The 25,509-nt window shown below is 70.1% G+C and carries 29 protein-coding genes; 17 read left to right on the forward strand and 12 right to left on the reverse strand.

Translation table 11 applies throughout. The annotated features are described in order from the left end of the window. Positions 1-91 precede the first annotated feature (91 nt). On the forward strand, positions 92-796 hold the full coding sequence (locus ACLIME_RS18595) for a hypothetical protein (protein WP_139382399.1): 705 nt from the start codon (positions 92-94) through the stop codon (positions 794-796). A 33-nt stretch (positions 797-829) separates the two neighbouring features. Here the strand turns inward: ACLIME_RS18595 and ACLIME_RS18600 are convergent, their stop codons facing one another. After that, positions 830-1,768 (reverse strand): phosphoribosylaminoimidazolesuccinocarboxamide synthase, encoded by a 939-nt coding sequence (locus ACLIME_RS18600; RefSeq protein WP_079705063.1) that lies wholly within the window; start codon positions 1,766-1,768, stop codon positions 830-832. A gap of 94 nt (positions 1,769-1,862) precedes the next feature. Here ACLIME_RS18600 and ACLIME_RS18605 point away from each other — a divergent pair, with 94 nt between their 5' ends. After that, on the forward strand, positions 1,863-2,504 hold the full coding sequence (locus ACLIME_RS18605) for a PadR family transcriptional regulator (RefSeq protein WP_079705064.1): 642 nt from the start codon (positions 1,863-1,865) through the stop codon (positions 2,502-2,504). A gap of 90 nt (positions 2,505-2,594) precedes the next feature. Continuing rightward, a complete protein-coding gene (locus ACLIME_RS18610) occupies positions 2,595-4,175 on the forward strand; it encodes a DHA2 family efflux MFS transporter permease subunit (RefSeq protein WP_411557877.1) in 1,581 nt (526 codons plus the stop codon). Positions 4,176-4,205: 30 nt separating this feature from the next. Here the strand turns inward: ACLIME_RS18610 and ACLIME_RS18615 are convergent, their stop codons facing one another. The 3 genes from ACLIME_RS18615 to purD are packed head-to-tail and all read right to left on the reverse strand — an operon-like array spanning position 4,206 to position 6,862. After that, complete coding sequence (locus ACLIME_RS18615) at positions 4,206-4,703, reverse strand: 2'-5' RNA ligase family protein (protein ID WP_411557878.1); 498 nt, start codon at positions 4,701-4,703, stop codon at positions 4,206-4,208. A gap of 3 nt (positions 4,704-4,706) precedes the next feature. Beyond that, entirely contained in the window at positions 4,707-5,585 is an 879-nt protein-coding gene (locus ACLIME_RS18620; RefSeq protein WP_411557879.1) for an alpha/beta fold hydrolase, read from the reverse strand. 11 nt (positions 5,586-5,596) lie between these two features. Beyond that, positions 5,597-6,862, reverse strand: a complete 1,266-nt coding sequence (purD, locus tag ACLIME_RS18625) for a phosphoribosylamine--glycine ligase (protein ID WP_411557880.1) — start codon at positions 6,860-6,862, stop codon at positions 5,597-5,599. 38 nt (positions 6,863-6,900) lie between these two features. Here purD and ACLIME_RS18630 point away from each other — a divergent pair, with 38 nt between their 5' ends. From ACLIME_RS18630 to ACLIME_RS18640, 3 genes are all read left to right on the forward strand, one after another. Further along, positions 6,901-7,266: a sterol carrier family protein gene (locus tag ACLIME_RS18630; RefSeq protein ID WP_064294203.1), complete on the forward strand. Its 366-nt coding sequence runs from the start codon at positions 6,901-6,903 to the stop codon at positions 7,264-7,266. A gap of 21 nt (positions 7,267-7,287) precedes the next feature. Beyond that, complete coding sequence (locus tag ACLIME_RS18635; RefSeq protein ID WP_159877704.1) at positions 7,288-8,289, forward strand: glycosyltransferase family 2 protein; 1,002 nt, start codon at positions 7,288-7,290, stop codon at positions 8,287-8,289. Positions 8,290-8,379: 90 nt separating this feature from the next. Continuing rightward, the gene (locus tag ACLIME_RS18640) at positions 8,380-9,384 is read left to right on the forward strand and encodes an NAD-dependent epimerase/dehydratase family protein (RefSeq protein WP_411557881.1); all 1,005 of its coding nucleotides are present in this window, start codon (positions 8,380-8,382) and stop codon (positions 9,382-9,384) included. Between the two features lie 6 nt (positions 9,385-9,390). Here ACLIME_RS18640 and zapE read toward each other — a convergent pair whose 3' ends face one another. After that, a complete protein-coding gene (zapE, locus tag ACLIME_RS18645) occupies positions 9,391-10,536 on the reverse strand; it encodes a cell division protein ZapE (RefSeq protein ID WP_411557882.1) in 1,146 nt (381 codons plus the stop codon). Between the two features lie 84 nt (positions 10,537-10,620). Between zapE and ACLIME_RS18650 the strand changes: the two genes are divergently transcribed. The 3 genes from ACLIME_RS18650 to purF all read left to right on the forward strand — a co-directional run bounded on the left by ACLIME_RS18650 (position 10,621) and on the right by purF (position 13,737). Next, positions 10,621-11,100, forward strand: a complete 480-nt coding sequence (locus ACLIME_RS18650; protein WP_201299373.1) for a DUF2273 domain-containing protein — start codon at positions 10,621-10,623, stop codon at positions 11,098-11,100. Then, complete coding sequence (gene purM / locus ACLIME_RS18655; RefSeq protein WP_411557883.1) at positions 11,097-12,209, forward strand: phosphoribosylformylglycinamidine cyclo-ligase; 1,113 nt, start codon at positions 11,097-11,099, stop codon at positions 12,207-12,209. Before ACLIME_RS18650 ends, purM begins: the two co-directional genes overlap by 4 nt. A 70-nt stretch (positions 12,210-12,279) precedes the next feature. Beyond that, a complete protein-coding gene (gene purF / locus ACLIME_RS18660) occupies positions 12,280-13,737 on the forward strand; it encodes an amidophosphoribosyltransferase (protein WP_079705073.1) in 1,458 nt (485 codons plus the stop codon). A gap of 69 nt (positions 13,738-13,806) precedes the next feature. On the opposite strand, the gene ACLIME_RS18665 is transcribed toward purF, so the two are convergent. Together ACLIME_RS18665 and ACLIME_RS18670 are read right to left on the reverse strand one after the other, a co-directional pair. Then, positions 13,807-14,997, reverse strand: coding sequence for a 2TM domain-containing protein (locus tag ACLIME_RS18665; RefSeq protein ID WP_411557884.1), 1,191 nt, complete (start codon positions 14,995-14,997; stop codon positions 13,807-13,809). A gap of 134 nt (positions 14,998-15,131) precedes the next feature. After that, a complete protein-coding gene (locus ACLIME_RS18670) occupies positions 15,132-15,347 on the reverse strand; it encodes a DUF3073 domain-containing protein (protein WP_064294210.1) in 216 nt (71 codons plus the stop codon). Positions 15,348-15,554: 207 nt separating this feature from the next. On the opposite strand from ACLIME_RS18670, the gene ACLIME_RS18675 reads away from it, so the two are divergent. The 4 genes from ACLIME_RS18675 to crcB are packed head-to-tail and all read left to right on the forward strand — an operon-like array spanning position 15,555 to position 17,476. Then, the gene (locus tag ACLIME_RS18675; RefSeq protein ID WP_411557885.1) at positions 15,555-16,139 is read left to right on the forward strand and encodes an HhH-GPD-type base excision DNA repair protein; all 585 of its coding nucleotides are present in this window, start codon (positions 15,555-15,557) and stop codon (positions 16,137-16,139) included. Between the two features lie 4 nt (positions 16,140-16,143). Then, complete coding sequence (locus ACLIME_RS18680; RefSeq protein WP_124768671.1) at positions 16,144-16,668, forward strand: universal stress protein; 525 nt, start codon at positions 16,144-16,146, stop codon at positions 16,666-16,668. Continuing rightward, positions 16,665-17,099 carry a fluoride efflux transporter FluC gene (locus ACLIME_RS18685; RefSeq protein ID WP_411557886.1) on the forward strand — a complete coding sequence of 145 codons (435 nt, stop codon included), beginning with the start codon at positions 16,665-16,667 and terminating at the stop codon, positions 17,097-17,099. Before ACLIME_RS18680 ends, ACLIME_RS18685 begins: the two co-directional genes overlap by 4 nt. Then, positions 17,096-17,476, forward strand: coding sequence for a fluoride efflux transporter CrcB (gene crcB / locus ACLIME_RS18690; RefSeq protein WP_411557887.1), 381 nt, complete (start codon positions 17,096-17,098; stop codon positions 17,474-17,476). Before ACLIME_RS18685 ends, crcB begins: the two co-directional genes overlap by 4 nt. Positions 17,477-17,515: 39 nt before the next feature. Here the strand turns inward: crcB and ACLIME_RS18695 are convergent, their stop codons facing one another. Both ACLIME_RS18695 and ACLIME_RS18700 read right to left on the reverse strand, forming a co-directional pair. Next, entirely contained in the window at positions 17,516-17,806 is a 291-nt protein-coding gene (locus ACLIME_RS18695) for a hypothetical protein (protein ID WP_064294214.1), read from the reverse strand. A 59-nt stretch (positions 17,807-17,865) separates the two neighbouring features. Then, complete coding sequence (locus ACLIME_RS18700; RefSeq protein WP_249404638.1) at positions 17,866-19,869, reverse strand: APC family permease; 2,004 nt, start codon at positions 19,867-19,869, stop codon at positions 17,866-17,868. Positions 19,870-20,129: 260 nt separating this feature from the next. Between ACLIME_RS18700 and ACLIME_RS18705 the strand changes: the two genes are divergently transcribed. Then, complete coding sequence (locus ACLIME_RS18705; protein ID WP_229940073.1) at positions 20,130-20,636, forward strand: septum formation family protein; 507 nt, start codon at positions 20,130-20,132, stop codon at positions 20,634-20,636. Positions 20,637-20,723: 87 nt separating this feature from the next. Here ACLIME_RS18705 and ACLIME_RS18710 read toward each other — a convergent pair whose 3' ends face one another. From ACLIME_RS18710 to ACLIME_RS18720, 3 genes are all read right to left on the reverse strand, one after another. Next, on the reverse strand, positions 20,724-21,353 hold the full coding sequence (locus ACLIME_RS18710) for a PadR family transcriptional regulator (protein WP_124768676.1): 630 nt from the start codon (positions 21,351-21,353) through the stop codon (positions 20,724-20,726). Further along, entirely contained in the window at positions 21,350-22,207 is an 858-nt protein-coding gene (locus ACLIME_RS18715; RefSeq protein WP_137242313.1) for a DUF4097 family beta strand repeat-containing protein, read from the reverse strand. Before ACLIME_RS18715 ends, ACLIME_RS18710 begins: the two co-directional genes overlap by 4 nt. Before the next feature lie 130 nt (positions 22,208-22,337). Next, positions 22,338-22,952, reverse strand: a complete 615-nt coding sequence (locus ACLIME_RS18720) for a hypothetical protein (RefSeq protein ID WP_137242312.1) — start codon at positions 22,950-22,952, stop codon at positions 22,338-22,340. A 205-nt stretch (positions 22,953-23,157) separates the two neighbouring features. Between ACLIME_RS18720 and ACLIME_RS18725 the strand changes: the two genes are divergently transcribed. Genes ACLIME_RS18725 through ACLIME_RS18735 form a run of 3 tightly spaced genes read left to right on the forward strand, consistent with a single transcriptional unit; the run spans position 23,158 to position 25,474 of the window. Beyond that, positions 23,158-23,433, forward strand: a complete 276-nt coding sequence (locus tag ACLIME_RS18725) for a hypothetical protein (RefSeq protein WP_411557888.1) — start codon at positions 23,158-23,160, stop codon at positions 23,431-23,433. Then, the gene (locus ACLIME_RS18730) at positions 23,430-23,825 is read left to right on the forward strand and encodes a hypothetical protein (RefSeq protein WP_124768680.1); all 396 of its coding nucleotides are present in this window, start codon (positions 23,430-23,432) and stop codon (positions 23,823-23,825) included. The genes ACLIME_RS18725 and ACLIME_RS18730 overlap by 4 nt, the downstream gene beginning before the upstream one ends. Beyond that, entirely contained in the window at positions 23,822-25,474 is a 1,653-nt protein-coding gene (locus tag ACLIME_RS18735; RefSeq protein ID WP_411557889.1) for a hypothetical protein, read from the forward strand. The genes ACLIME_RS18730 and ACLIME_RS18735 overlap by 4 nt, the downstream gene beginning before the upstream one ends. Positions 25,475-25,509 lie beyond the last annotated feature (35 nt).

Consider the following 25,509-nt stretch of genomic DNA (forward strand, 5'->3'; position numbering starts at 1 on the left):
GGGGTCACGACGGCCGATCCACCGCGGATTTCCGCCGATCTCGGCTCGTGAATCCTGCCGCATGACCCACCTTGTGGGGTATCCTCGGGCCATGACGGTCACGACTCGCCACCCTGGTGTGGTCCGTGTCGGTGGTCGCCTCATGGTCGTGGATCCGTTCGCGGAACGAGGTGAGCTCACCGAGGATCAGCAGCGCGGTCACCAGCTGCGGCGGAGGATCACGCTCCTGCTCGGTGCATTCCTCCTGCTCAGCGGCTTCGTCATCGGCGCGACGGTGGGCGTGCTCGTCGAGTGGTCGCTCGTCCACGACGAACGCTCGTCAGTGTCGCTCCCCGGCTTCGACCCGGAATGGGTGCCCGGACTCGACGTCGTCGGTGCCTTGCTCGGTGCCATCCTCGTCGCCGTCTTCCTGCTCGTGTCGGCCGAACGACGCAACCGTCGTCGTCGCCTGGACGGCGGGCACCAGCCGTCGCGGTGGATCGACCCGCTCAACGATCACCTCATCGGGCTGAGCGACGACCTCCCGTGGACCTCACTCTGGACGCTGACGCGCATGTACGCCACCGCGGAGCGCCTGCAGCGCGAGCTCGTGGAGCGCAGCGGCACCCGCAGCGAGGTGGGCAGTGACGATTCCTGCGATCTCGTCGAGGCGCGGCTCGCGGCCGACGATGCACGCGACGCACTCGAGAAGACGGCCACGCTCATGGGCGTCATCGTGCCGGAGGGGCCGCTGCCCGATGCGCAGGCCATCCTGGCCGACAACGCTCGGCTCCGCGCCCGTCGGAAGACGAGCTGACCGGCACATCCGCGATGCGGATGGTTCCGGTGGTCAGCGCCCGCTGCCGGTGAGGCGCTCCAGGAGTTCGCGGTAGCGGTCGGCCGTCTGCGTGACGATCTCGGCAGGCAGGGTCGGAGGCGTGGGTGTCGACGGGTCGTCCTGGTCCCAGTTGTGGGCCAGCCAGTTGCGGACGATCTGCTTGTCGAAGCTCGCCATCCGTGCGGTGGGGTCGTCGCTCGTCAGGTAGACGTCGCGGTCCCAGTACCGGCTGGAGTCGGAGGTGAGCACTTCGTCGCCGAGCGTGATGACGCCGGTCCCCGGGTTGCGGCCGAACTCGAACTTCGTGTCGGCGAGGATGACGCCGTGGCGCTCCGCCGTGAGTGATGCCGTCTCGTAGATGCCGAGCGACAGGTCCTTCAGCGCGACCGCGTCGTCCTCGCCGATGAGCTCGACCATGCGGGAGAACGAGATGTTCTCGTCGTGCTCGCCGAGCGGCGCCTTGTACGCGGGGGTGAACAACGGCTCGGGCAGGCGATCGCCGTCGCGGAGGCCGTCGGGCAGCGGGATGCCGCAGACGGTGCGGTTCGCGACGTACTCCTTCCAGCCGGAGCCGGTGAGGTAGCCGCGGACGACGCACTCGACGGGGAACATGTCGAGCTTGCGGACGAGCATCGCCCGACCGGCGAACTCCGCCGGGATGCTGGACACCGCGACACCCGCGGCGTCGAGCTCGTGATCGGGGACGAGATGGTTCGGCACCTCGCGGAGCTGGTCGAACCACCAGAGGCTCAGACTGGTGAGCAGATCGCCCTTGCCGGGGATGCCCGGCTCGAGCACGTGGTCGAAGGCGCTGACCCGGTCGCTCGCGACGACGAGCAACAGGTCGTCGGGGCCGGCGGCCGGCTCGTACAGGTCGCGGACCTTGCCCGAGTAGACGTGGTTCCAGGCGTTGGTCTCCGAGGGTGCGCTCACTCGTTCATTATCGTGCATCGGCCGCGGCCGGATCGGTCGCCAGGGCTTGCGACCTCAGGGCGGTACGCGTATATTCCACGTGGAATAGTTCGCGTGGAGTGATTGGAGGGTCATGGGCAAGGTCAAGCCGCTCGGCCTGCTCGCCGTCGCCGCGCTCGGCTACCTCGCCGAGCGCCCCATGCACCCCTACGAGATGTACCAACTCGCGCTCCACCGCCAGGAGGACCGCGTCGTCAAGGTGAGCCCCGGCTCGCTCTACCGCGCCGTCTACGGACTCGAGGCCGACGGCCTCGTGCTCGCCTCCGGGACCGACCGCGAGGGAGCCCGGCCCGAGCGCACCACCTTCGAGATCACCGACCTCGGCCGGCACCTGCTGGGGGAGCGGCTGCGCGAGCTGCTCAGCACCCCCACGAACGAGTACCCGGAGCTCGGGCTCGCGCTGTCCGAGGCGCACGAACTGGGTGCCGAGGAGGTGCGGATGCTGCTCGAGACCCGCATCCTCCGGCAGCAGGCCGAGCTCGCCGACCTCGATCGCCGCATGACGTGGGCGCTCGAGCGCGGGATCCCGCGCGTGTACTGGATCAACGTCCCCTACTCGGCCGCCATGCTGCGCGCCGAGATCGCCCACCTCGAATCGCTCCTCGCCGAGATCGCCGACGGCGCACTCGCCTGGCACGTGCCGGGCACCCGTGCGCCACTCCACGAGCAGGCGGCGACCCCGCCCGTGTCCGCTCAGCCGACACCCTCCACCTGAACCTCCGGGACGACCGACCAGTCCGGCCGGCGGTCCCGCTCATCCTCGCGTCCCGAACGCGAACCCGTCCTCCGTGCAGAAAGGGACATCATGTCCACCACCCCCACCACGCCTCCTCAGGGCGTTCCCGGTCCGACGCCAGGGGCCGTGCGCCCCTGGCCGGCGCTCTGGTCGCTCGTCATCGGCTTCTTCATGATCCTCATCGACACGACCATCGTGTCCGTGGCGAACCCCGCGATCATGCGCGGCCTCGACACCGACATCAACAACGTCATCTGGGTGACGAGCGCCTACCTGCTCGCCTACGCCGTGCCGCTCCTCATCACCGGCCGCCTCGGCGACCGCTTCGGCCCGAAGAACCTCTACCTCGTCGGCCTCGTCGTCTTCACGCTCGCCTCACTGTGGTGCGGCCTGTCGGGCTCGATCGAGATGCTCATCGTCGCCCGCGTCGTGCAGGGTCTCGGTGCGGCGCTCATGACCCCGCAGACGATGGCCGTCATCACCCGCATCTTCCCGCCGGACCGCCGTGGTGCGGCCATGGGCCTCTGGGGAGCGACCGCTGGTGTCGCGACGCTCGTCGGCCCGATCCTGGGCGGCGTGCTCGTCGACGGCTTCGGCTGGGAGTGGATCTTCTTCATCAACGTGCCCGTCGGTGTCATCGGCTTCATCATGGTCTGGCGCAACGTCCCCGCGCTCGCCACGCACCCGCACAAGTTCGACGTGCTCGGGGTCGTCCTGAGCGGGCTCGGGATGTTCCTCCTCGTGTTCGGCATCCAGGAGGGCCAGAGCTACGACTGGGGCACGATCACCGGTCCGATCACCGTGTGGAGCCTCATCATCGCCGGCGTGGTCGTCCTCGGCCTGTTCGTCGTGTGGCAGGCCGTCATGAAGGGCGAGCCGCTGCTCCCGCTGGCGTTGTTCCGCGACCGCAACTTCTCGGTCGGCAACCTCGCGATCTCGACGATCGGGTTCACGATCACGAGCATGTCGCTGCCGCTCGTCTTCTTCTACCAGACCGTCCGCGGCCTGACCCCGACGCAGTCCGCGCTCATGCTCGTCCCGATGGCCGTGCTCTCCGCCGGGCTCGCGCCCGTGGTCGGGCGGGCGATCGACCGGGTGAACCCGAAGTGGTTCGCCCTCGCGGGGCTCCTCCTGCTGGCCCTCGCGCTCGGCTGGTACTCGATCCTCCTCACGCCCGAGCAGCCGATCCTCATGCTGCTCCTCCCGAGTGCCGTCCTCGGCCTCGCCAACGGCTTCATGTGGGGCCCGGTCTCCAACCTCACCACCCGGGGGCTCCCACAGCACCAGGCCGGTGCCGGCTCAGGCGTGTTCAACACGACGCGTCAGATCGGAGCCGTCCTCGGCAGTGCGGCCATCGCCGCGCTCATCCAGGGACGCCTCGCGGCCGAGCTGCCCGCTGCACCCGGTGGGGCGGCCGGTGGGGTGAGCGAGGTGACGGGTGGCGAGCTGCCCGAGTTCCTGCATGCCGGGTTCACCACCGCCATGGCCCAGTCGTTGCTCCTCCCGGCAGGCCTCGCGCTCGTGGGCGCGGTCGTGGTCCTGTTCTTCCAGAAGCCGAAGGCGGCCGCCTGGTCGACCCCGGAGACCCAGCACGGACAGGCCGCTGCTGTCGCCGCGGCTGCCGTGACCGCCCGGTCCGAAGCCGAGTAGCGGCTCCGCAGACACGGCGACATCGGACGGTCACGGGCCGAGGAGGTCCGTGACCGTCCTGGTGTCGCCGTTCCAGAACCGGAGCCCGGTGACGAGCCCGGACGGGAGGTCGCCGAGCGACCGGAGCCCGTCGAGTGCCGCCGCGGTCTGCTCGCCTGCGACGCGTCGGGAGAGCGTGACGTGGGGTGTCCAGTCGCCGGGCCGGGTGTGCTCGAACCCACCGGTGACGTCTCCGGCCACACGTCCGTGCAGCTCCAGCAGCTCGTGCGTGGGGATCACCGTGAGCGCGAGGACGGCGCCCGAGCGACGCGGGAACAGCAGCGGAGCCCCGAGCCGGACGGCGAACGGCGCGAAGGCCGGTCGCCCGGTGAGCTCGAGGTCCTCGCCGGCCGACAGCGTGACGTGCGGACGGTTGCTCGCACCGCGATGCGTGGCGAGACTGCTGATGCCGAGGTCGAGGAGCGCTTGCCAGCGGTCGCGGACGGCGGCCTCGAGGGCCTCGTCGAACGTCAGATCGACGCTGCGCACCGGTCAGCCGATCGGGAAGAAGCCGTGTACGGCGGCGGCGAAGGATCGCGGCTGCTCCACCCAGGGGTAGTGTCCGCACCCGTCGAGCACGATGGCCTGGCCGAGCGGGAACCGCTTCGCGAGGTCGACGACGGGCGCGAGTCCCGTCAGGCCGTCTTCGGAGCCCGCGACCACGAGCACGGGCGCGGTGACGGTGCGGAGGGCGTCGCGGATGTCCTCGACCTCGTCGATCGTGGGGGTGTGCACGAACGCGTCCTGCGCGGCCGGGTGCCAGGCGCCCAGACGCTCGTGTTCGCGGGCGGTGTCGTCCCATTCGCCCCAGGCGATGGGCGCCACCGCCGGGAACAAGCGGTTCCCCGACGCGGAGTCCGGCGCCGCGAGCAGCGCGGGCAGCGCCTCGAGGAAGCCGGGGTACCAGTCCTCCGCCGCGTGCCGCGCGATGATCTCCGCGCTGTCGTCGTCCGTGTCGACGAGCCAGGTGGCGGGCGGCGTGATGAGGCACAGGCGGTCGAGCCGGTGCGGGTAGCGCGCGGCGTAGCTCACGGCGACGCGGGTGCCGGCGGAGTGCCCGAGGAGCTCGAGGCGGTCGACGTTTAGCCAGCGACGCACGGCCTCGACGTCCTCGGCGAGTTCCGGCCAGCTCGCCGCAGCGGTCGACGATCCGCTCTCGGACCGTCCGACCCCGCGCTGGTGCAGCACGATGAGGCGACGCCTGGTGCTCAGGCCGCCGAGATCACCGAGGTAGACCGGGTGGCGCGCCGGACCACCGGCGAGGACGACGAGGGGTGGCAGGGTGTCGTCGCCGATCACGTCCACGTGCAGTCGGGTGCCGTCGTGGCTCTCGACGACGGCCGACGACCCGGTTCCCGCTGCGGCGCTCATCCTGGCCGCGATCAGGAGACGCGTGCGGCGATGTCGGTGCGGTACTGACCGCCCTCGAGTTCGATGCGCGACAGCGCCTCGTACGCACGGCCGCGTGCCTCCGGGAACGTGGATCCGAGGGCCACGACGTTGAGGACGCGGCCGCCGGTGGCGACCAGGCCACCGTCGACGTCGGCCGTGGCCGCGTGGACGAGGTGGACCCCCTCGACGGCGACGGCGGCGTCGAGGCCGGTGATGCTCCGGCCGGTGACGGGCGTCTCGGGGTAGTTCTGGCTCGCGAGCACCACCGTCACCGCGCTCGCCTCAGCGAACGCGGGTCGGGGCTGCTCGCCGAGCGTACCGTTGGCCGAGCCGAGCAGGAGCGTCGACAGCGGCGTGACGAGCCGGGGGAGGACGACCTGCGTCTCCGGGTCGCCGAAGCGCGCGTTGAACTCGATCACCCGGATCCCGCGTTCGGTGAGGATGAGGCCGGCGTAGAGGAGACCCTGGAACGGGTTGCCCTCCGACGCCAGCTGCCGCACGACGGGGACGGCGACGGTCTCGAGGACCTCGTCGACGAAGGCCGTCTCGCTCCCGAAGCGGTTGTCGAGCCAGGGCAACGGGGAGTAGGCGCCCATGCCGCCGGTGTTCGGGCCGGCGTCGCCGTCGAGCAGCCGCTTGTAGTCCTGCGCGGGGGAGAGTGGGAGCACCGTCTCACCGTCGGTGATGAAGAAGAGGGAGACCTCCTGGCCGTCGAGGAACTCCTCGACGAGGACGCCGCCGTAGCCGAGCCAGTTGGTGGCGTGCTGGATGGCCGCGTCGCGGTCGTGGGTGACGAGAACGCCCTTGCCCGCCGCGAGGCCGTCGGCCTTGACGACGTAGGGTGCACCGAAGTCGTCGAGCGCGGCGATCGCTGCGTCGAGGTCCTCGGCGCGGACCGCGCGACCGGTGGGCACCCCGGCTTCGTCCATGATCCGCTTCGCGAAGGACTTCGAGCCCTCGAGTGCGGCCGCCGAGCGGTTGGGGCCGAAGACCGGGATGCCGGCGGCGCGCAGCTTGTCGGCCACGCCGGCGACGAGCGGGGCCTCGGGCCCGATGACGACGAGGTCGATCGCTTCGTCGCGGGCGAAATCGCGCACGATCGAAGGGTTCTCCTGGTCGATGCCGACCACGGTCACATCCCCCGCGATGCCCGCGTTGCCGGGCGCGGCGATGATGTGGTGCCCGGCCTCTTCGGAGAGGAGAGCCTTGATGATGGCGTGCTCGCGAGCACCGGAACCGAGGACGAGGATCTTCACCCGTCTAGCTTAAGGCGCAATGGCCTAGCCTCGAATGCATGGCCAGACCCAGGATCACGGACGCCGTCGGTCGCGCAGCCCTGGAGCAGGCGCTCGGGGACGCACCGGCGTCGCGCACGGACACGGCGACCGCGGTCCGCTACCTGTTGGAGCTCCTCGTCGAGCGGGCGCCCGGCAACACCGTCGAGGTGCGGGTGCCGCCGTTCGGTGCGGTGCAGTGCATCGAGGGCCCCCGCCACACCCGAGGCACGCCGCCGAACGTCATCGAGATGGACGCACCGACCTGGCTCGCGCTCGCCTCCGGCCGCATCGACTGGACCACGGCGATGGCCGGCGGCACGGTGCACGCGTCCGGCCAGCGGGCGGATCTCACTGGCCTCGTGCCACTGCTGCTGCCGCGCTGACGGTCCGGGTACATTGGTGCGGTGACCTCTGACATCGACGCCCCAGCCGAGACGACGCTCGACGCGACGATCGTCATCCCCACGTACAACGGCGAGCGGTATCTCGAGCAGATCCTCTCGGCGATCGAAGGCCAGGACTACGACGGCACCTACGAGACCCTCGTCATCGATTCCGGCTCCACCGACCGCACGCTCGACATCGTCGCCGCCCACCCGGACGTCCGGCTGCACGTCATCCCGAACAGCGAGTTCGGCCACGGCCGGACCCGCCAGCTCGCCGCCCGGCTCGCCCGGGGGAAGTACGTCGCCTACCTCACGCACGATGCGATCCCGGGTGACTCCCGCTGGTTGCACGAGCTGACCACACCCTTGGACCCGGACGGCATGGACGTCGTCGCCGTCATGGGCAAGCAGATCGCACGCCCGAACTGCTTCCCGCTGCTCAAGTACGAGATCCACGACGTCTTCCACAACTTCGGGCCGGACTTCGGCACGACCGTCTTCGCGAACGACGGCTTCGCCGACGGGAACGGCGGACTGCTCGACGCCCTCGCGTTCTACTCCGACGTCAACTCGGCCACGCGCCGCGACCTGCTGCTCGGCGACATCCCGTACCGCGACCTCCCGTACTCCGAGGACATGGCCTTCGGCGCCGACATCATCGCGGCCGGACTGCGGAAGGCCTACGCACCGCGGGGCTGGGTCGTCCACTCCAACGACCTCACCCTCGACGAGTACCGGAAGCGGATCTTCGACGAGACGACGGCGTTGCGTCGGATCGGGAAGCCGATCACGCGGCTGAGTCGGTTCCGGCAGGTGGGGTACACCGTCTTCGGCGCCCTTCGGGACGCGAAGCGGATCGTCCGCGACCCCCAGTACAGCTGGAAGCGACGTGCCTACTGGTTCGTCATGAACCCGGCCTATCACGCGGCGAAGTGGAGCAGCTACTACGTGGCCTCCCGCGTCGACCTGGACGATGAGGCCGCCATGCGCGCCGGCTCGCTGGAGCACAGCCGCAAGTAGTCCGCGGACGGAGCTCCGCTCGCGCGCACTGCTCGCTGCTCCCAGCGAACCGGGGTGGTGCATCACCGCCTCGTGCGCTGTGATGGAGGCATGAGCACGAATCGGCTGTTGGTCCTGGGCGGGACGGAGTTCGTCGGGCGAGCGGTCGTCGACGAGGCCGTCGCCGCCGGCTGGGAGGTCACCGTCTTCCATCGCGGTACGAACCGTTCCTCGCCGTCGGACGCGGTCACCGTGCTGCACGGCGACCGGACGATGCCCGGCGGACTCGACGCGCTCCGGGTCGGGTCGTGGGACCTCGCCGTCGACACCTGGTCTTGGGCTCCGGTCGCCGTCCGCGACGCGGCCGCGCTGCTGGCGGACCGGGTCGGGAGCTACGTCTACGTCTCGAGCCGTTCGGTCTACGCCGACCCGCTGCCCGCCGGCGCCGCCGAGGACGCGCCGGTCGTCGACGGGTCGGCGCACGACGACGGCTTCGCGGACTACGCCCGTGCCAAGCGCGGCGGTGAGCTGGCCGCCGTCCAGGCGTTCGGCGACCGAGCGGTCCTGGCGCGAGCCGGCCTCATCCTCGGCCCGCACGAGAACATCGGACGACTGCCCTGGTGGCTGGCGCGGATCGCCGAGGGCGGTGAGGTGCTCGCCCCTGGTGCCGCTTCCGACCCCATCCAGTACATCGATGCGCGGGATCTCGCGGCCTTCCTCGTCGCCGCCGGTTCGACGGGCGCGAGTGGTGCGTTCAACGTCGTCAGCGAGCCGCGGGCGACGACGTTGGGGGAGCTGCTCGACGCCTGCGTCGCCGCGACCGGGTCGGGTGCGACCCTCCGCTGGGTGGATCAGGAGCGGGTGCTCGCGGCCGGGATCCAGCCCTGGACCCAACTGCCCGTCTGGCTCCCCACCGGACCGGACGCCGACGCGATGCATCACGGTGACGTCTCGCGTGCGGTTGCGGCGGGTCTCCGTCGTCGTCCGGTCACCGAGACCGTCGCCGACACCTGGGTGTGGCTGCAGGCACTCGGCGGCGTGGCGCCGCAGCGCCCGGACCGGCCCGTCGTCGGACTGGACCGTGCCATCGAGCGGGCCGTGCTCGCCGGGAACTGACTGCTGTCAGTGGATCTCGCGGAGGAGGGCGAGCCGACTGCGCGTCCTGACCGCGTCGCGGGCGAACCCCTCCGGTCCGAGGGCGGGATCGGTCATGAAGGTCTCCTGGTCGGTGGCGGCCACGACGTGGAGTTCGACGCCGAGATCGCACAGGGCGTCGACGAGATGGACGAACCGCGCGCGCGCCTCCCGGGTGAGGGCGTGGGACTCGGGCAGGGCGTCGAGGACCCACCGGCCGTCGTCCGCCGCCCAGGCGAGGTAGTCGCCGACCGAGGTCGGACGCTCGATGAGTTCGGCGCTGGCGAACCAGAGGACGCCGTCGCGCGCGGCGGCTGCCTGGAACGTGTGGCCACTGATCGTCAGCGTCGTCGCCTCGCCTGGCCCCGGACGGTGGAGGCCGAGTGCCGCGAGGTGGGCGTCCGCGGACTCGCCGGCGATGGACCAGCTGCCGCGGGCGAAGCCGTCGCCGTGCCTGACCGGGGAGCTGCGACGGTGGTCGGTCGAGCCGGCGAGTTCGAGCACCTGCATGTTCGCTTCGATCAGGGCGATGCCGGGCTCGAAGATGTGGTGGTACCCCGGGTCCGGCAGCAGATCCTGCGGCGCGGAGTTCGAGCTCGTCAACAGGGTCACCTGTCGGGCGAAGAGCGCGTCGAGCAGACGGATCATGAGCGCGCCGTCGCCGGGATCGTGCACCTGGAACTCGTCGAACAGTACGACGTCCACCTCGTCGAGCAGTTCGTCGACGGCTTGCTCGACCGCGTTCGTCACCGCTCCGGCCGCCGCGCGGGACCCGGCGCCCGGCTCGCCCGTCGCCCGGGCGGCGTCGGCGGCCTCCGTGCGGACCCGGTGGATCGCGGCGTGCAGCCCGCGGAAGAAGGAGTGGAAGTGGACGCGACGCCTCCGATGCGTCGGGAGCGCCTCGAAGAACGCGTCGAGAAGCCAGGTCTTGCCCCGCCCGGCCGCACCCCACAGGTACAGGTGCCCGGGTTGGTCCTCGCCGATCCGGAGTGACGCCAGACGCCTCGCCACTTCCAGCTGCTCCGGCTCGAGCGTGAACCCGGCGTCGGCGGCGGCGGACTCGACCGCCGAGAGCAGGGTGTCGTCGGGAGGGACCGGAGCGGGATCGGTCGTCTCGGTCCCCGTCGTGTCCACCGCTCGATCGTACCCGTCGGCATGTCGACCGCGGCCGTTCACCATCGGTTCACGATGCCCAGGATCGTGGGGGAGAATGGAGGCATGACAGACGCCACCGGGCAGCCAGCACCGGAAGCTCAGCACCCATCCGAACCGACCGGTCCGACGCCCTCGACCGAGCCCGACACCGAGGTCGCGACCGTGTACTCCTCCGGTTCGGTCTCGGTGCGCCGGTCGCCGCGCTACTGGCGGTTCCTCGTCATCGGCGTCTTCGTCGGCATCATCGCCGCGCTCATCCTCACCTTCGCGTTCCCGGGGAGCGCCGACTACTCGCTCACCCAGGTGTTCGGCTTCCTCCTGCTCGTGTGCGTCGTCGTCTTCGGTGCGATCGCCCTCGTCGTCGGTCTCCTCATCGACCGTTCCATGGCGCGACGGACGCGGATCGTCGCAGCGGATAGAGTTGACGTGCATCCAGCCGGGACCCCCGCGGCCGACGCGGAACCGAACGGTTCCGTCAGTGCCGAGCCAGGTGAGTCCGGCCCCCCGAATCCACCCATCGCAGAAGGTTCAGGACGGTCATGACCTCATCCACCAGCTACCGGGAGGCCGGTGTCGACACGGCAGCCGGTGACCGCGCCGTCGAGCTCATGAAGGCCGCCGTCGCGAAGACGCACGGTCCGGAGGTCTTCGGCGGCTTCGGCGGGTTCGCCGGCCTGTTCGACGCCTCGGCGCTCACCGCCTTCCGTCGGCCCCTGCTCGCGACGTCGACCGACGGCGTCGGCACGAAGGTCGCGATCGCCCAGGCCATCGACAAGCACGACACCATCGGCCAGGACCTCGTCGGCATGGTCGTCGACGACATCGTCGTGGTCGGGGCGAAGCCGCTCTTCATGACCGACTACATCGCCTGCGGCAAGGTCCACCCGGAGCGCATCGCCTCGATCGTCTCGGGCATCGCCCAGGCCTGCTCCGACACCGGGACGGCGCTCATCGGCGGCGAGACCGCGGAGCACCCCGGACTCCTCGGGGTCGACGACTACGACGTCGCCGGCGCCTGCACCGGTGCGGTCGAGGCGGACGCCATCCTCGGTGAGCACCGCGTCGAGGACGGCGACGTCGTCCTCGCACTCGCGTCCTCGGGCCTGCACTCGAACGGCTTCTCCCTCGTGCGGCACATCCTCGCCCAGGCGGGCGTCGGCTACGCCGACCACAGCGACGACCTCGGCACGACGTTCGGCGAGGCCCTCCTCGAGCCGACGCGGCTCTACACCCTGCCCCTCCTGCGGCTGCTCGACGCCCCGGCCTTCGCGGGTGGCGTCCACTCGCTCAGCCACGTCACCGGAGGCGGGATCGCCGCCAACCTCGCGCGCGTTCTGCCCAAGGGGTCCTGGGCCGAGGTCGACCGCTCCACCTGGAGCCCGTCGCCGGTGTTCCGGACGCTGAGCGAGCTGGCCAGATCCTCGCTCGAGTCGAGCGAGGGCACCTGGAACCTGGGCGTCGGATTCTTCGCCGTCGTCTCGCCGGCGGTCGCCGCCGGTGTCACGGCCGCGCTCGAGGCCGACGGGATCGCGACCTGGCAGGTCGGCACCGTGCACCTCGGCGACGCCGCCGCAGACCTCAGCGCGTTCGAACAGGGTGCCAAGGGGGTCGACGGCGGTGCCGTCCGCCTCGTGGGCGCCTACCGCGACTAGTCGCACCGCTCCGGCACACCTTCTTCCGTTCCGTCACTCGCCCAGCACGAACCCCAAGGAGTCCCCACGCATGTGCGGCATCGTCGGCATCGTCTCAACCGAGCCTGCCAACCAGCAGGTCTACGACAGCCTCCTGCTCCTTCAGCACCGCGGTCAGGACTCCACCGGCATCGCCACCGCCGACGGCAGCACCTTCCACATGGTCAAAGCCAAGGGCCAGGTGCGTGAAGCCTTCCGCACCCGCGACATGCGCTCGCTCCTCGGCAACATGGGCCTCGGCCACGTGCGCTACGCGACGAAGGGCGACGCCGCCAACGAGAGCGAGGCGCAGCCGTTCTACGTGAACGCGCCCTACGGCATCACGCTCATCCACAACGGCAACCTCACGAACACCCGCGAGCTCAGCAAGGACCTGTTCCACGTCGACCGCCGCCACGTGAACTCCACGAGCGACACCGAGCTGCTGCTCAACGTCCTCGCGACGGAGCTGCAGGGGCAGATCAGCGGTCTCGACCTCGATCCCGACCAGGTGTTCAACGCCGTCGAGAACGTGCACGAGCGGGTCGAGGGGTCCTACGCGACGATCGCCCTCATCGCCGGTCACGGCCTGCTCGCCTTCCGCGACCCGTTCGGCATCCGCCCGCTCATCCTCGGCAAGCGCCAGACGGGCCTGGTCGGCAACGACTGGGTGGTCGCCTCGGAGTCGCTCGTCCTCGAAGCCGGCGGCTACGAGATCGTCCGCGAGATCGCCCCGGGCGAGGCCGTCTTCATCACCGCTTCGGGTGAGCTGTACTCGCGGCAGTGCGCGAAGAACCCGCGGCTCGTTCCGTGCTCCTTCGAGTACGTGTACCTCGCTCGCCCCGACTCCGTCATGAACGGCATCTCGGTCTACGAGGCCCGACTGCGTCTCGGCAACCGGCTCGCCGACACCATCGCCGAGTACACGCCGATGGGCGACATCGACGTCGTCATGCCGATCCCGGACTCCTCCCGCCCAGCGGCCATGCAGGTCGCCCAGAAGCTCGGCATCGAGTACCGCGAGGGCTTCTACAAGAACCGGTACGTGGGGCGCACCTTCATCATGCCGGGCCAGGCGCAGCGCAAGAAGAGCGTCCGCCAGAAACTCAACGCGATGGGCTCGGAGTTCAAGGGCAAGAACATCCTCATCGTCGACGACTCGATCGTCCGCGGCACGACGTCGAAGGAGATCGTCGACATGGCGCGTCTCGCCGGAGCGAACAAGGTGACCTTCACCTCCGCCGCACCGCCGGTCCGCTACCCCCACGTGTACGGCATCAACATGCCGTCCCGCCAGGAGCTCGTCGCACACGGCAAGAAGATCCCCGACATCGCCCGCGAGCTGGGCGCTGACAACCTCATCTACCAGGAGGTCGCCGACATGAAGGCCGCCATCCTCGAGGGCTCCGGCATCAGCGACCTCGAGATGAGCTGCTTCACCGGCGAGTACATCACCGGGACCGTCTCCGAGGAGTACCTCGAGTGGGTGGAGCGCTCGCAGCTCTCCTGACCCGCGCCTGAACGACGAAGCGCGCGAGCCCCTCGGGGCTCGCGCGCTTCGTCGTTCAGGAACCGACCGCTACTCCGGCGTACCGGGCTGCTCGAGCGGCGCCGGCGTGGCCGCAGGGGCCGCCTTCGGCTTCGTCGTGCGCGGCTTCGCCGGTGCCTTCGCGGTGGCCGGCTTCGCTGCGGCGCCCGTCGTCTTCGTCGTCGGTGCCTTCGTGGCTGCGGCCTTCGGCGTCGTGGTCTTGGCTGCTGCAGCCTTCGGCGTCGTCGAACCGGTGGTGGCGCGCGTCGAACTCGTCTTGCGGACGGTGCTGCCCGCGGCCGTCGCCGCCGTGGTCGTCTTGGCGGCGGGCTTCCGGGCCGTCGTCGAACGCGTCGTCGTCGACCGGCTGGTCGAGGTGCGGGGCGCGCTCACGGCCGCGGCCGGTGCGGCGGCCGACACGGTCTCGTCGCGTCCGGTCGTGGCGTCGGCTCCGGTCTCGTCGCTCGCGAGGCGCGCTTCGGTCTCGTCTGCGGCGGCTGCGACGGTCTCGGCGTCGCCGGTGGACGTCGACTCGAGGACGATCGACTCGGCCGGTTCGGCGGACGTGTTCGGCGCGGCTGCGGCCTCGGGCGCGCGGTCGGTGCCGGAGAAGACCGCGGCGAACTGCTCGGTCGGGGTGGGCTCGGCGGCGCGCACCCAGTCCGAGGTGGGCTCCGCTGCAGGAGCCTCAGGGTTCGGAGACTCGGTCGACGGTGCCTGGTAGGCGCCGTACTGCTGCGTCGCCTGGGAGCCCTGCTGGGTCTGCTGCGTGCCGTAGCCGCTCGTCTGGCCACCCGCGTACTGCGAGGTGTCGTAGGCGGTCGTCTGTCCGTACTGTGCGGGGTCGTACACCGGCGCCTGGCCGGTCTGGCCCGCCTGGTACGGGTGCTGCTCGTAACCGCTCTGGCCGGCGTACGGTGCCTGCGTGGCGTTCGGCTGCGAGGCGGCCTCACGAGCGGCAGCGCGCTGCTGCTGCTGGTTCACGAGGCGCGCGACCTCGGCGTCGATGGCGTCCTCGGTGATGTGCTTGGACGGACCGTAGGCGTCGAGTCCGACGAAGACCAGGGCGATGCCCATCACGAAGATCGGCCAGATCGGCCAGAAGTATCCCCAGGCGCCGGTGAGGAGCCAGATGACGATCAGGAGGACGGAGACCGCACCCCAGACGGCGAGAAACTGCTTGAAATCGTGCTGCGCCTTCAGGCGCTTCTTGGCGGCAACGCGGAGTTCGTCGGTGTTCATCCGTCCAGGCTAGTCTCCGCCCAGCGAGAACTCCATTTGCCAACAGTCGTCTGAGAGATCACCCAGCCGCGAGGTGCTGGAGCGAGGGCGAACCGCCGATGCGGGGGCGCGCCGGAACGGTGCGAAGGGCGCGCCTACGCGCCCTTCGCCTCACCGTCGGCGTACTTCTCGGCGTATTCAGCCCACTTGGCGATCTCGTCGTCGTAGCTCTCGTCGACGCCCGTGCCCGGGTGGTCGACGGAGTGCCCCGTGAGCTCGCGCTCGAGCGCGTTGTAGTTCACGTCCGGGCTGAACGACTTGAGCTCACGAGCGATCTTCGTGTGCTTTGCCTTTTGACGGCCACGACCCATGCGAGACCCCCTCATGATTTTCTGACCGGCCGCGCTTGCGGGGCGTCCGGGGCTTTCGCCTACCAGGGAACGATAAAGACTAGCGTTGAGCTTACCATGCCGCCCGTGGACGGGGCGCTCGTACGGAGACGGTCTGCCGGGCACCGATGCCGACACCGCGACGGAACGGGGCTGGGCCAGGACGTCGAGTGGTGGGACGATGGACCCATGACCGGAACCCTGCACATCACCGGAGATGCGGACGCCGACCGCCTGTTGTCGACCGACCCGCTCGCCCTGCTCGTCGGCATGCTGCTCGATCAGCAGGTGCCGATGGAGACCGCGTTCGCCGGCCCGCTGAAGATCAGCGACCGACTCGGTTCCTTCGACGCGGCCACCATCGCGCGGGAAGAACCCGAGGCGTTCGCCTCCCTCTTCAAGACGAGTCCCGCCGTGCACCGGTTCCCGGGTTCCATGGCCGGCCGGGTGCAGGGGCTCTGCGCCGCGATCGTCGACGACTGGGACGGCGACGCTGAGGCGATCTGGATGCGCGACGCGCCCGACGGCCCGGAGATCCTGAAGCGCCTGCTCGCCCTCCCGGGGTTCGGTGAGCAGAAGGCGAAGATCTTCCTCGCGCTCCTCGGCAAGCAGTACGGGCTCGACGCGGCCGACTGGCGGGAAGCGTCGGCGCCCTACGGCGAGGACGGCAGCCTCCGGTCCGTCGCCGACATCGTCGACCCGGAGTCGCTCGCGCAGGTGCGGGCGGCGAAGCAGGCGGCCAAGGCCGCCGCGAAGCGTACGAAGGGGGAGTGACGACATGAGCGAAGCGCAGCGGGGTACCGCGATCGTGGTCGGTGTCACGCCGGGGCAGCCCGACACCGTGCTCGTCGAGGCGGCGTCGTTCGCGCAAGCCTTCGCCTGCCGGCTCGTCCTCGCCCACGTCGATGCGAGCCGGTTCGTCGTGGTCGAGAACGTCGACGGCACCGTCACGTCGTTGCCGTTCGACGCCGATCTGCACGACTTCGAACCGGAGCCCGCCGATCCCGGCCTGGAGGCGACGGCGCATCGTCTCCTCGACGACAGCGGCGTCGTGTGGGAGCTGACCCAGCTCGCCGGGGACCCGGCGCGTGCCCTCGGCCGACTCGCCGATTCGGTGTCCGCGCGGGCGATCATCGTCGGGACACGGGAGCGTGGCCTCCGGAAGGGCATCCTCGAGTTCTTCAACGGTTCCGTCGCCGCGACGCTGGCCCACCGGCAGGCGCGTCCGGTGATCGTGGTCCCACTCGCGCCCAGCGCCACCGACGAACCCCTCTGGGACGCCCCCGCCGGCGACCTGCGGTGACGGCCGCTCCGACGGGGACACGGGCTCCGCACCTCCAACCCGCCACGATCGCGATGGTCGGGCTCGGTGGCGCGATCGGGACGGGTGCCCGCGAGGCGATCTCCCTCGCCATCCCGCCCATCGGTGGTGTCCCCGTGGCCATCCTCGGCATCAACGTCGTCGGCGCCTTCCTGCTCGGTCTCCTCCTCGAGTCGCTCCTCCGACGCGGGTCCGACGCCGGCCGTCGACGCGATCTCCGCCTCTTCCTCGGCACCGGCGTCCTCGGCGGCTTCACGACGTACAGTGCGCTCGCGGCCGACAGCAGCGTCCTCCTCATCGAGGGGAGCGCCCTCGTGGGGGTGCTGTACGCGGTGGGGAGCGTCGTGCTGGGCGCCCTGGCGAGCTGGGGCGGCATCGTCCTCGCCCGACGGATCGGCGGTGGCCGCTCGTGACGCCCTGGCTCTTCCTTGCGATCGCGGCGGCCGGCGGTGTGGGCGCCGCGGCCCGCTTCGTCGTCGACGGCATCGTCCGTTCCCGTGTGGGCGGCGCCTACCCGTGGGGCACGACCGTGATCAACGTCAGCGGGTCGCTGCTGCTGGGCTTCGTCACTGCGCTGGCCCTCGGCGGGGTCGTCGACGAGGCGTGGCGGCTCGTCCTCGGAGGCGGGCTGCTCGGTGGGTACACGACGTTCAGCACCGCGAGTGTCGAGACCGTCCGGCTGCTCCACGACGGACGTTCGCGGGCCGGACTGGCGAACGCGTTGGGCATGCTCGTCGCGTCGGTCGTCGCGGCCCTGGTCGGCTACGGGCTCGGTGCGCTCCTCGCCTAGCCGCTCGTTCGCCCGAAGATGGGCGAACGAACGCGGCGGCTATGCCTCGAAGCGGCGGTTGTGCCGGAGGTTCAGCACGATCGGGATCCCGAGGGCGACGATGAGCAGCAGGATGCTCCAGAAGCCGATCTCCGACCACAGCAGGAAGACCCCGAAGACCCCGAGTCCGCCCGACAGGCCGCGCAGGATGATCGTGAACTGCGGGAGTCGCTGCGGGCGGCCCTGCCACATCGGCAGCGGCGAGTCGGGGTTCGCGGCGATGAGGCGGACCATCGACAGCGTCCCGAAGACGGCCGCGAGGAACAGCAGCGAGAGACCCCAGGTGAACATGTCCCCAGTCTGTCAGTCTGCGACACGTCCCTCACGCCGTCGCCGGAGCGCGTGGCCGATCAGGAGCGGGGCTGCCCCGTGTTGCGGTCGATGTGCGGCTTCCGCTCGACCGGCTTCTTGACGCGGACGATCTCGCCACGTCGTTCCTGGCCGGGCAGCGGCCGTGACCGACGTCCGTAGATGAGCTCCGAGGAGTCGAGCAGCCACGGCACGAGGGCGACGGTCACGCCGTGGACGAGCATGATCTGGTTGCGGATCCGCGATGCCCGCCGGTTGTGGAGGAGGCTCTCCCACCAGTGCCCGACGATGTACTGCGGCATGTAGACGGTGACGACCTCGGCGCCGTGCTCAGCACGGTGCGCCTTGATGTACTTTGCGAGCGGCATCGCGAACTCGCGGTACGGCGACTCGAGGATGACGAGCGGCACGTGGATGTTCTGTTCGATCCACTGCTGCTCGAGCAGCTTCGTGGCCTCCGGATCGATCGACATGTGGACCGCTTCGAGGCTGTCGTGCTTGGCGGCGATCGCGTAGTCCAGCGCCTTGAGGATCGGCTTCTGCATCTTGCCGACGAGGACGATCGCGTGGTCGCCGGTCGCGCCGAAGGTCGTGGTCGGGTCGACCTCGACCTCCTTCTCGACGTCGCGGTAGTAGCGGTTCACGCCGAGCATGAGGACGAAGAGGATCGGCATGAGCACGAAGACGAGCCAGGCGCCGTGGGTGAACTTCGTGATCGTCACGACGATGAGGACGCTCGCCGTGAGCAGGGCGCCGAACGCGTTGATCGCGAGGCCCCGATAGACGGAGCCGCGGTTGTCGCAGCCCTCCCGCAGCATCCGCAGCCAGTGCTTCACCATGCCCGTCTGGCCGAGGGTGAACGACACGAACACCCCGATGATGTACAGCTGGATGAGCTGGGTGAGGTTCGCCTGGTAGACGACGAGGATCGCGCACGCGGCCAGACCCAGGATGATCATGCCGTTCGAGAACACGAGGCGGTCGCCACGGGTGTTGAGCGACTTCGGCGCGTAGGAGTCGCGCGCGAGGACGGCGCCGAGCAGCGGGAAGCCGTTGAACGCCGTGTTGGCCGCGAGGAGCAGGACGCACGCGGTCGCCGCCTGGATGAGGAAGAACGGGATGCTGTTCGCACCGAACACCGCGGTCGCGACCTGTGCCATGAGGCTCGGCTGCGGGGTCGTCGCGCAGTCCGCGAACCCTTCCAGGTGACAGGCGTTCTCGGCGTAGTGCACGCGGGAGATGAGGGCGAGCGCGGTGAGGCCGACGAACAGCACGATCGCGGTGCCGCCCATGAGGACCAGCGTCTTCTGAGCGTTCTTGATCTGCGGGCGACGGAACGCCGGGACGCCGTTCGAGACGGCTTCGACACCGGTGAGCGCTGAACAACCGGAGGAGAAGGCGCGCAGGAGGAGCAGGATGAACGCCGCCTGGGTGAGGCTCTCGCCCTGCACGGTGAACGCGGCGCTCGAGGCGACCGGGGCGTCGCCCATGAACGTGCGGGCGAGTCCCGCGACGATCATGACGAGCACGCTCGCGATGAAGAAGTAGGTGGGGATCGCGAAGGCCTTGCTCGACTCCCGGACGCCGCGGAGGTTCACGGCCATGAGGACGAGCACGAACCCGACGGCCAGCTCGACGCGCCAGGGGTTCAGCCCGGGGATCGCGGAGATGATGTTGTCGACGCCCGAGGCCACCGACACGGCGACCGTCAGGACGTAGTCGACGAGCAGCGCGGAGGCGACCACGAGGCCGGCCTTCTCGCCGAGGTTCCGGTGGGCGACCTCGTAGTCGCCACCACCCGACGGGTACGCCTTGATGAGCTGTCGGTAGCTCGCGACGACCACGACGAGCAGGATCACGACGCACGCCGCGACCCACGGCGCGAAGCTCAGGAAGGCGAGCCCGCCGAGCGTCAGGATCATGAGGAGTTCCTGCGGCGCGTACGCCACACTCGACAACGCGTCGCTCGCGAAGATCGGCAGTGCGAGGCGTTTGGGGAGGAGCTGGCCCTCCAGGTTGTCGGTCGGCAGCGGGTCCCCGATCAACCAGCGTTTTGCCGATCGTGGTTCTGTCCCGGGCTCTCGACCCTCAGTTGTCACGAGCGGCGATATTACTCCTTCGGGAACCGGAGTCAAGCGGGGATGAGCTGGATGGACAGGCATCGTCACCCGACCGTGACGCAGTGTTCATCGAGCGGGGGAGTGGCGGACCCGGATGGTCGACCAATATCCTGATCGACGGCTGTTGCCTGGCTGTGAGCCTGAACAGTCGCTCGTGATCGACACCCACCTCAAGGACCCTCATCGTGACCGCTCGCCGTCGTCTCCTCCCGCTCGCCCTCGCCGCTCTCGCTGCGGCCCTGACGCTCTCCGGTTGCAGTGTCGTGGAGGGCATCCTCCCGAAGCCCGCCGAGACCCGGGATGCGCAGTCCGGCGAGATCGTCGGTGGAGGCACCACGGACGTCTTCACCCTCTCGGTCGGCGACTGCCTGAACGACGAGTCGTCGTCCGACGAGGTCACGGAGGTGCCGACCGTGCCCTGTTCCGAGCCGCACCAGTACGAGGTGTACGGCGAGGTCACGCTGACCGGCGACGAGTGGCCCGGCGAGGAGGCCGTCACGCAGCAGGCCGACGACGGTTGCTACGCGCAGTTCCAGGCGTTCGTCGGGATCGTCTACGAGGACTCCAGCCTCGAGTTCAACTACTACACGCCGACCGAGGCCAGCTGGAACGGGGTGGACGACCGGCTCGTCACCTGCGTGATCTACGACTCGGCGGCGACCACGGGCTCGCTGGCCGGCGCCGCACGGTAGGCCGACCGCACGCGCCGTATCGACGGAACCGCCCGACTCCCGTGAGGGGCCGGGCGGTTCCGTGTCTCGGCCTGCGTGTCGGGGTGCTCAGCCCTGGAGGCGCTCCCGCAGGCGGTCGCGGACGGCGACGAGGTCGGCACGCAGGGCCGAGACGGTGTCGTCGTCGAGCACGCCCCCACGGGCGACGTGCTCGCGGAGTTCGGCTCGGACCGCCTGCCGGAACTCGTTGATCGACACGTCGGTCTCGTGGAGCGCCAGGCGACCCTGCACCTTCTGGTCGGCGCTCTCCTCGGCGGTCGACGTCCAGCTCGGACCGGGCTTCGCGGACTGCTTCGCCTCGCGCGCGGCGGAGGCGAGATCGGCCCGGAGGCTCTTCATGGCCGCCGTGACCCCGCTGCGGACCTCGTCGGCGATGCGACGGACGGAATCGGTGAGCTGGTCCTCGATGCCGTCGAGCTCGCCCGCCCGTGCTGCGAGCTCCGCCCGGCCCGCCTCGGTGATCTCGTAGACGGTCTTCCTGCCGTCACTCGTCTTCGTGACGAGTCCCTCCTCCTCGAGCTTCGCGAGGCGCGGGTAGATGGTGCCGGCGCTCGGGCTGTAGGTGCCACCGCTCCGGTCGGTGAGCGCCTGGATGAGTTCGTAGCCGTGCTTCGGCGACTCGTCGAGCAGGCTCAGGAGGTACAGCCGCAGGCTGCCGTGGGCGAAGACGGGGCTCATGCGCCTGCCTCGCTCCCTGCGGTGGTGGCCGCGCCCGCCGGCTCGGCAGCCGGCCGGCGGAGGACGGTCACCGCGCCGCCGACGGTGTTCATGCGCACCTCGGCGAACTGTCCGGACAGGGCACCGGTGTGCGAGTTGTACCCACCACCGCGCAGTCCCTTGAGGACGACGCCGTCGATCGCCAGGCGGCCGCCGACCGAGTTCGCCGTGTAGCGCGCGGCGAGCTCCTCGTCGAGGCGGACCGTGATCGCGCCGCTCACGGTGTTCAGGTCGAGCTGCTCGCACGCACCGTGGATGTCGAGGAGCAGGTCGGAGGAGACGCCGTCGATCGAGGCGCGCGTGATGTCGCCGGAGACGGTGACGTCGCCCGAGACCGTGTGCGCCTGGATGCGACCCGTGTGGTTCTGGACCGTGAGCTCGCCGCTCACGGAGTTGAGGTCGAGTCGCCCGGTCATCCGGTCGGCCACGAGGTCGCCGGACACCGTGTTGAGCTTGGCGTCTGCGGTGAGGCCTGCGACCAGTCCACTGGCGCTGACGACACCGAACGTCAGGGCGATGTCGCGGGGGACGAGGACACTGACCTGGGCCGTGGCGCGATTGGCGCCGAAGTTCGAGAACACTTCGAGGAAGTTGTCCCAGCGCAGCTGCGGGTGGTCGATCTCGGCGACGTCGCCGTCGATGGTGATCTTGAGGTCCTTGCCGGTGACGGCCCCCACCTCGATGCGGGCGCCGGGCTCGTCGTGTCCGATGATGTCGACCTGGCCGCCGATGAGGCCGACCTTGAGTCGTCTCACGAGTTCGAGGTCGATGATGCGGCTCTCGCCGGGAGCGATGATCCACTTCTCCTGTGCCATGGTGCGGTTCCTTCCGAGTGATCGCGATATATCGCGTTGAACTGGAATTCACGATATATCGCGTATCGGTGCATGGCAACCCCGGGAACCTCCGGGATCACCCTGAGTCGACCCTGGGATCGGCGGCCGCTCAGTACCAGGGAGCGATGGCCAGGTCGTCCGGTACGGACCCCTCGTCGCTCGGCGGTCCGTCGCCGTCGAGGCAACTCGACCCGGCCGGGACCTCCGAGCGCGCCGACCACGGGTCGTCGGCCTCCGCATGGAAGGGTACGTACCCGACGAGCTTCGAGGACGGAGGCCTCACCTCGGCCTCGAGCGCAGCGGTGAAGTCGTCGAACTCCTTCGTGGCGTACACCGTCGCGCCCTCCAGCCCGGACGACCGATCCAGCTCGCAGGAGACGGCCACCGGTCGCCAACCTGCCTCGCGCAGCTGGGCCAACATGGCGGTGGCGGCAGGCCAGGCGGGCCCGCTCACTCCTGGTTCCGCGGTGACGTCCGTCGGCCAGAGGTCGTCGACCGTGATCGCCCCGCGTTGCACACTGACGTTGGCCGAGGTGTCCGGAACCCGTGGCCCGGTGACGCTGCCGTCCGCGAAGAGCGGATCATCGGCCAACGCGGTGAGCCGGGCATCGTCGGTCTCGTCCGCCACGACGGGGGTCGACGACAGGCCGCAACCCGTGCAACAGAGCGCCGCGACGAGGATGGTCAACGACACGGTCGCGAGGCGACGATGGATCTGCTGCATGACGGCCCCTTCCGCGGCGCCCGGGTGGACGCGTCACCCTCACCGTAACCGACGCCCCGTCGTGCGCCAGGTCCGACGCCCACCGGGCTATGGGGAGTGCTGCCCATCGTCTTGGGGAGCCGGCTGGGACAGGGTGGAGCCATCGGATCAGGCGCATCACCGGGATCGGCCGGGCAGCGCGAACAGCACCGGAGAGCGGGGAACCATGAGCGGCACGATGCAGGTGGACGATGCGGGCCTGGCGGCGGTCGTCCATGCGGTCGCCGGGGCGGCGTCGAGCGCGACGGGGATCTTCTCCACGTGCCTCGACACGTCGTTCCTCGACGAGCAGGTGGCCACGAGCGCCGCCGCCTTCGAACTGACGTGGCGGACCGAGATGACGGAGGCGGGCAAGACGCTCGACGACTTCGCGCGGTGGATGCAGAACGTCGCGGACACGATGGCCGGTACGGATGCGGCGCTCGCCGAGGACGCCTCATGACCGCGCCGTCGCCGCCAGCCCGGACATGCACGGCTGCTCAGCCCGACCGCCGTGATGCGGCCGAGCGGGCCGAGACCGGCGCGCGGGTCGCGTCGCTGGCCGCGGAACTCCGAGGTGCCGGCGTCCCCGCCGGCGTCACCGAGCAGGTCGCGAGTGTGGTCCGCACGGCCGGTCTCGACGCCGTCATCGGCCTCGGCGCCGGCATGCTGACGGACGAGCAGGCGGGGGCGGTGTTGCTCGACGCCCTCCTCGACGCGCGTCGCCGAGGAGCCGACAGTGCGGAGACGGCGGCCGAACTGCGCGCGGTCGCCAAGCTGCAGACCGTCGTCCTGCGGCTCCTCTCCGGCCTCGCCGCGACCAGGAGCACCACCGGAAACAAGGACCGACCATGAACCTCTCCGAACTCCGCACCAAGAGCTCAGCCGAGATCGACGTGCTCGCCACCTTCATCGGCTCGTTGAGCGGCGACCCGTTGAGCTTCATCACGTCGATCGGTTCGTTCGTCGATCGCGCGGTCGGGCTCATCCCCAGATCCTCCACGTTCGCGGACACCCCGCCGCCGGGTGACCCGGCCACCATCGACGGGCTCGCGGAGCAGTACGAGAACGCGGTGATCGCCGCCGAGGCGATCCAGACCACGCTCTCCACCGTCACCGCGTCGAGCCTGCCCGACGCACTCGTCGGCGTGACCGGTGCGAGCGCGACGCAGGTCCTGGCGTCCGTCGACACCCTCGTCGGTGGCGAGATCGAGGGGCTCCGATCCGGGGCCAGCGGCCTCCGAGACTACGCGGACGCCATCACCTCGGCGCGCACCGCCCACCAGCCGGGTGCCGACAGCATCCGCGACGGCCACCGGACCATCGGGAACATCTCCGTGAACCCGTGGGCGATGATGAACCCGATCACCGGAGCAGGAGAGGTCGCCGGGGTGATCTCGGACCTCATCCGCGGAGCCGGTCAGATCCTCGACGGCGTATCCGTCTGCCACGAAGCCTACGAGGACGCATGGGCGGCCGGTGAGGCGCTGCAGCGGGCCCTGTCGGACTCCGAGGGCTACGCCGTGCTCGCCGGCGTCGAGGTGCCCGTGGGCCAGACGAGGCTGGACGTCCTCGTCTCGCGGACGCAGTTCCCGAACGGCGACCCCGACGGTTCGGTCCTCTCCGAGACGGAGTGGGTCAACTACGTCCAGAACTGGAACGCGATGAGCGAGGACGAACGGGAGCGCATCCTCGCGGCGATGGAGGAGTCCGGCGACCCCGCCGTCAGCGCCCTCCTCATGAGCGCGATAGCCACCGGCGCCGGCAGTTCCTCCGTGCTCGCCCTCGCCGACGCGATCAAGAACGCTCCCCCCGGCGAACGGCAGCGCATGATCGACGAGCTCACGAACCTCGGCGTCGGCGACAACGGGGACGCCACGGTGAACGGCGAGACCTTCGACCAGTACAACAACAAGACCTGCGGGTCGACGACGCTCATCACCCTCGCCGCCCAGTCGGACCCGTTCCTCGCCTACTGGCTGCAGACCGGCGAGTTCCTCGACGGCCATGTGCCCGACTACCTCCGGGGTCTCGACCTCGCCGATGCGGCCGGTCTGGACACGGAGGATCGGATGACGTTCCTGCAGCAGGCCGTCCAGGACCGCGCGAACGACCTGTTCCCCGGCCCGATCGACTACCCGAACGTCGCGGGCACGGCACCCGGCGGCGCGGTCGCCGAATCCGACCGCACCGGTACCGACTATCACATCGACTGGACCAACGCCCTGGGTGGTGACTCGGGCCGAGGGGCGGCACTCACCGAGGCCGCGGCGGCAGCGAACGACGGGACGCCCGTCCCGCTCCTCGTCGGCCCGAGCGACAACACCATCCCGCAGCATTACGTGCTCATCATCGGCTTCCACGACGGCGACTACGAGATCTACGATCCGTCGACCGGCGAGACGAACTCCGTGGACGAGGACATCATGCTGAACGGCTCGGATGAGCCAGTCACCGGCTTCGCGAACTGGAACCAGATCTACGCGGTCGTGAACCCGAGCTGACCCTTCGACAAGCTCGGGGACCGGGCAGCGTGCTC

This window comes from Plantibacter sp. MPB07 (assembly GCF_046619465.1).
GTDB lineage: Bacteria > Actinomycetota > Actinomycetes > Actinomycetales > Microbacteriaceae > Plantibacter > Plantibacter auratus.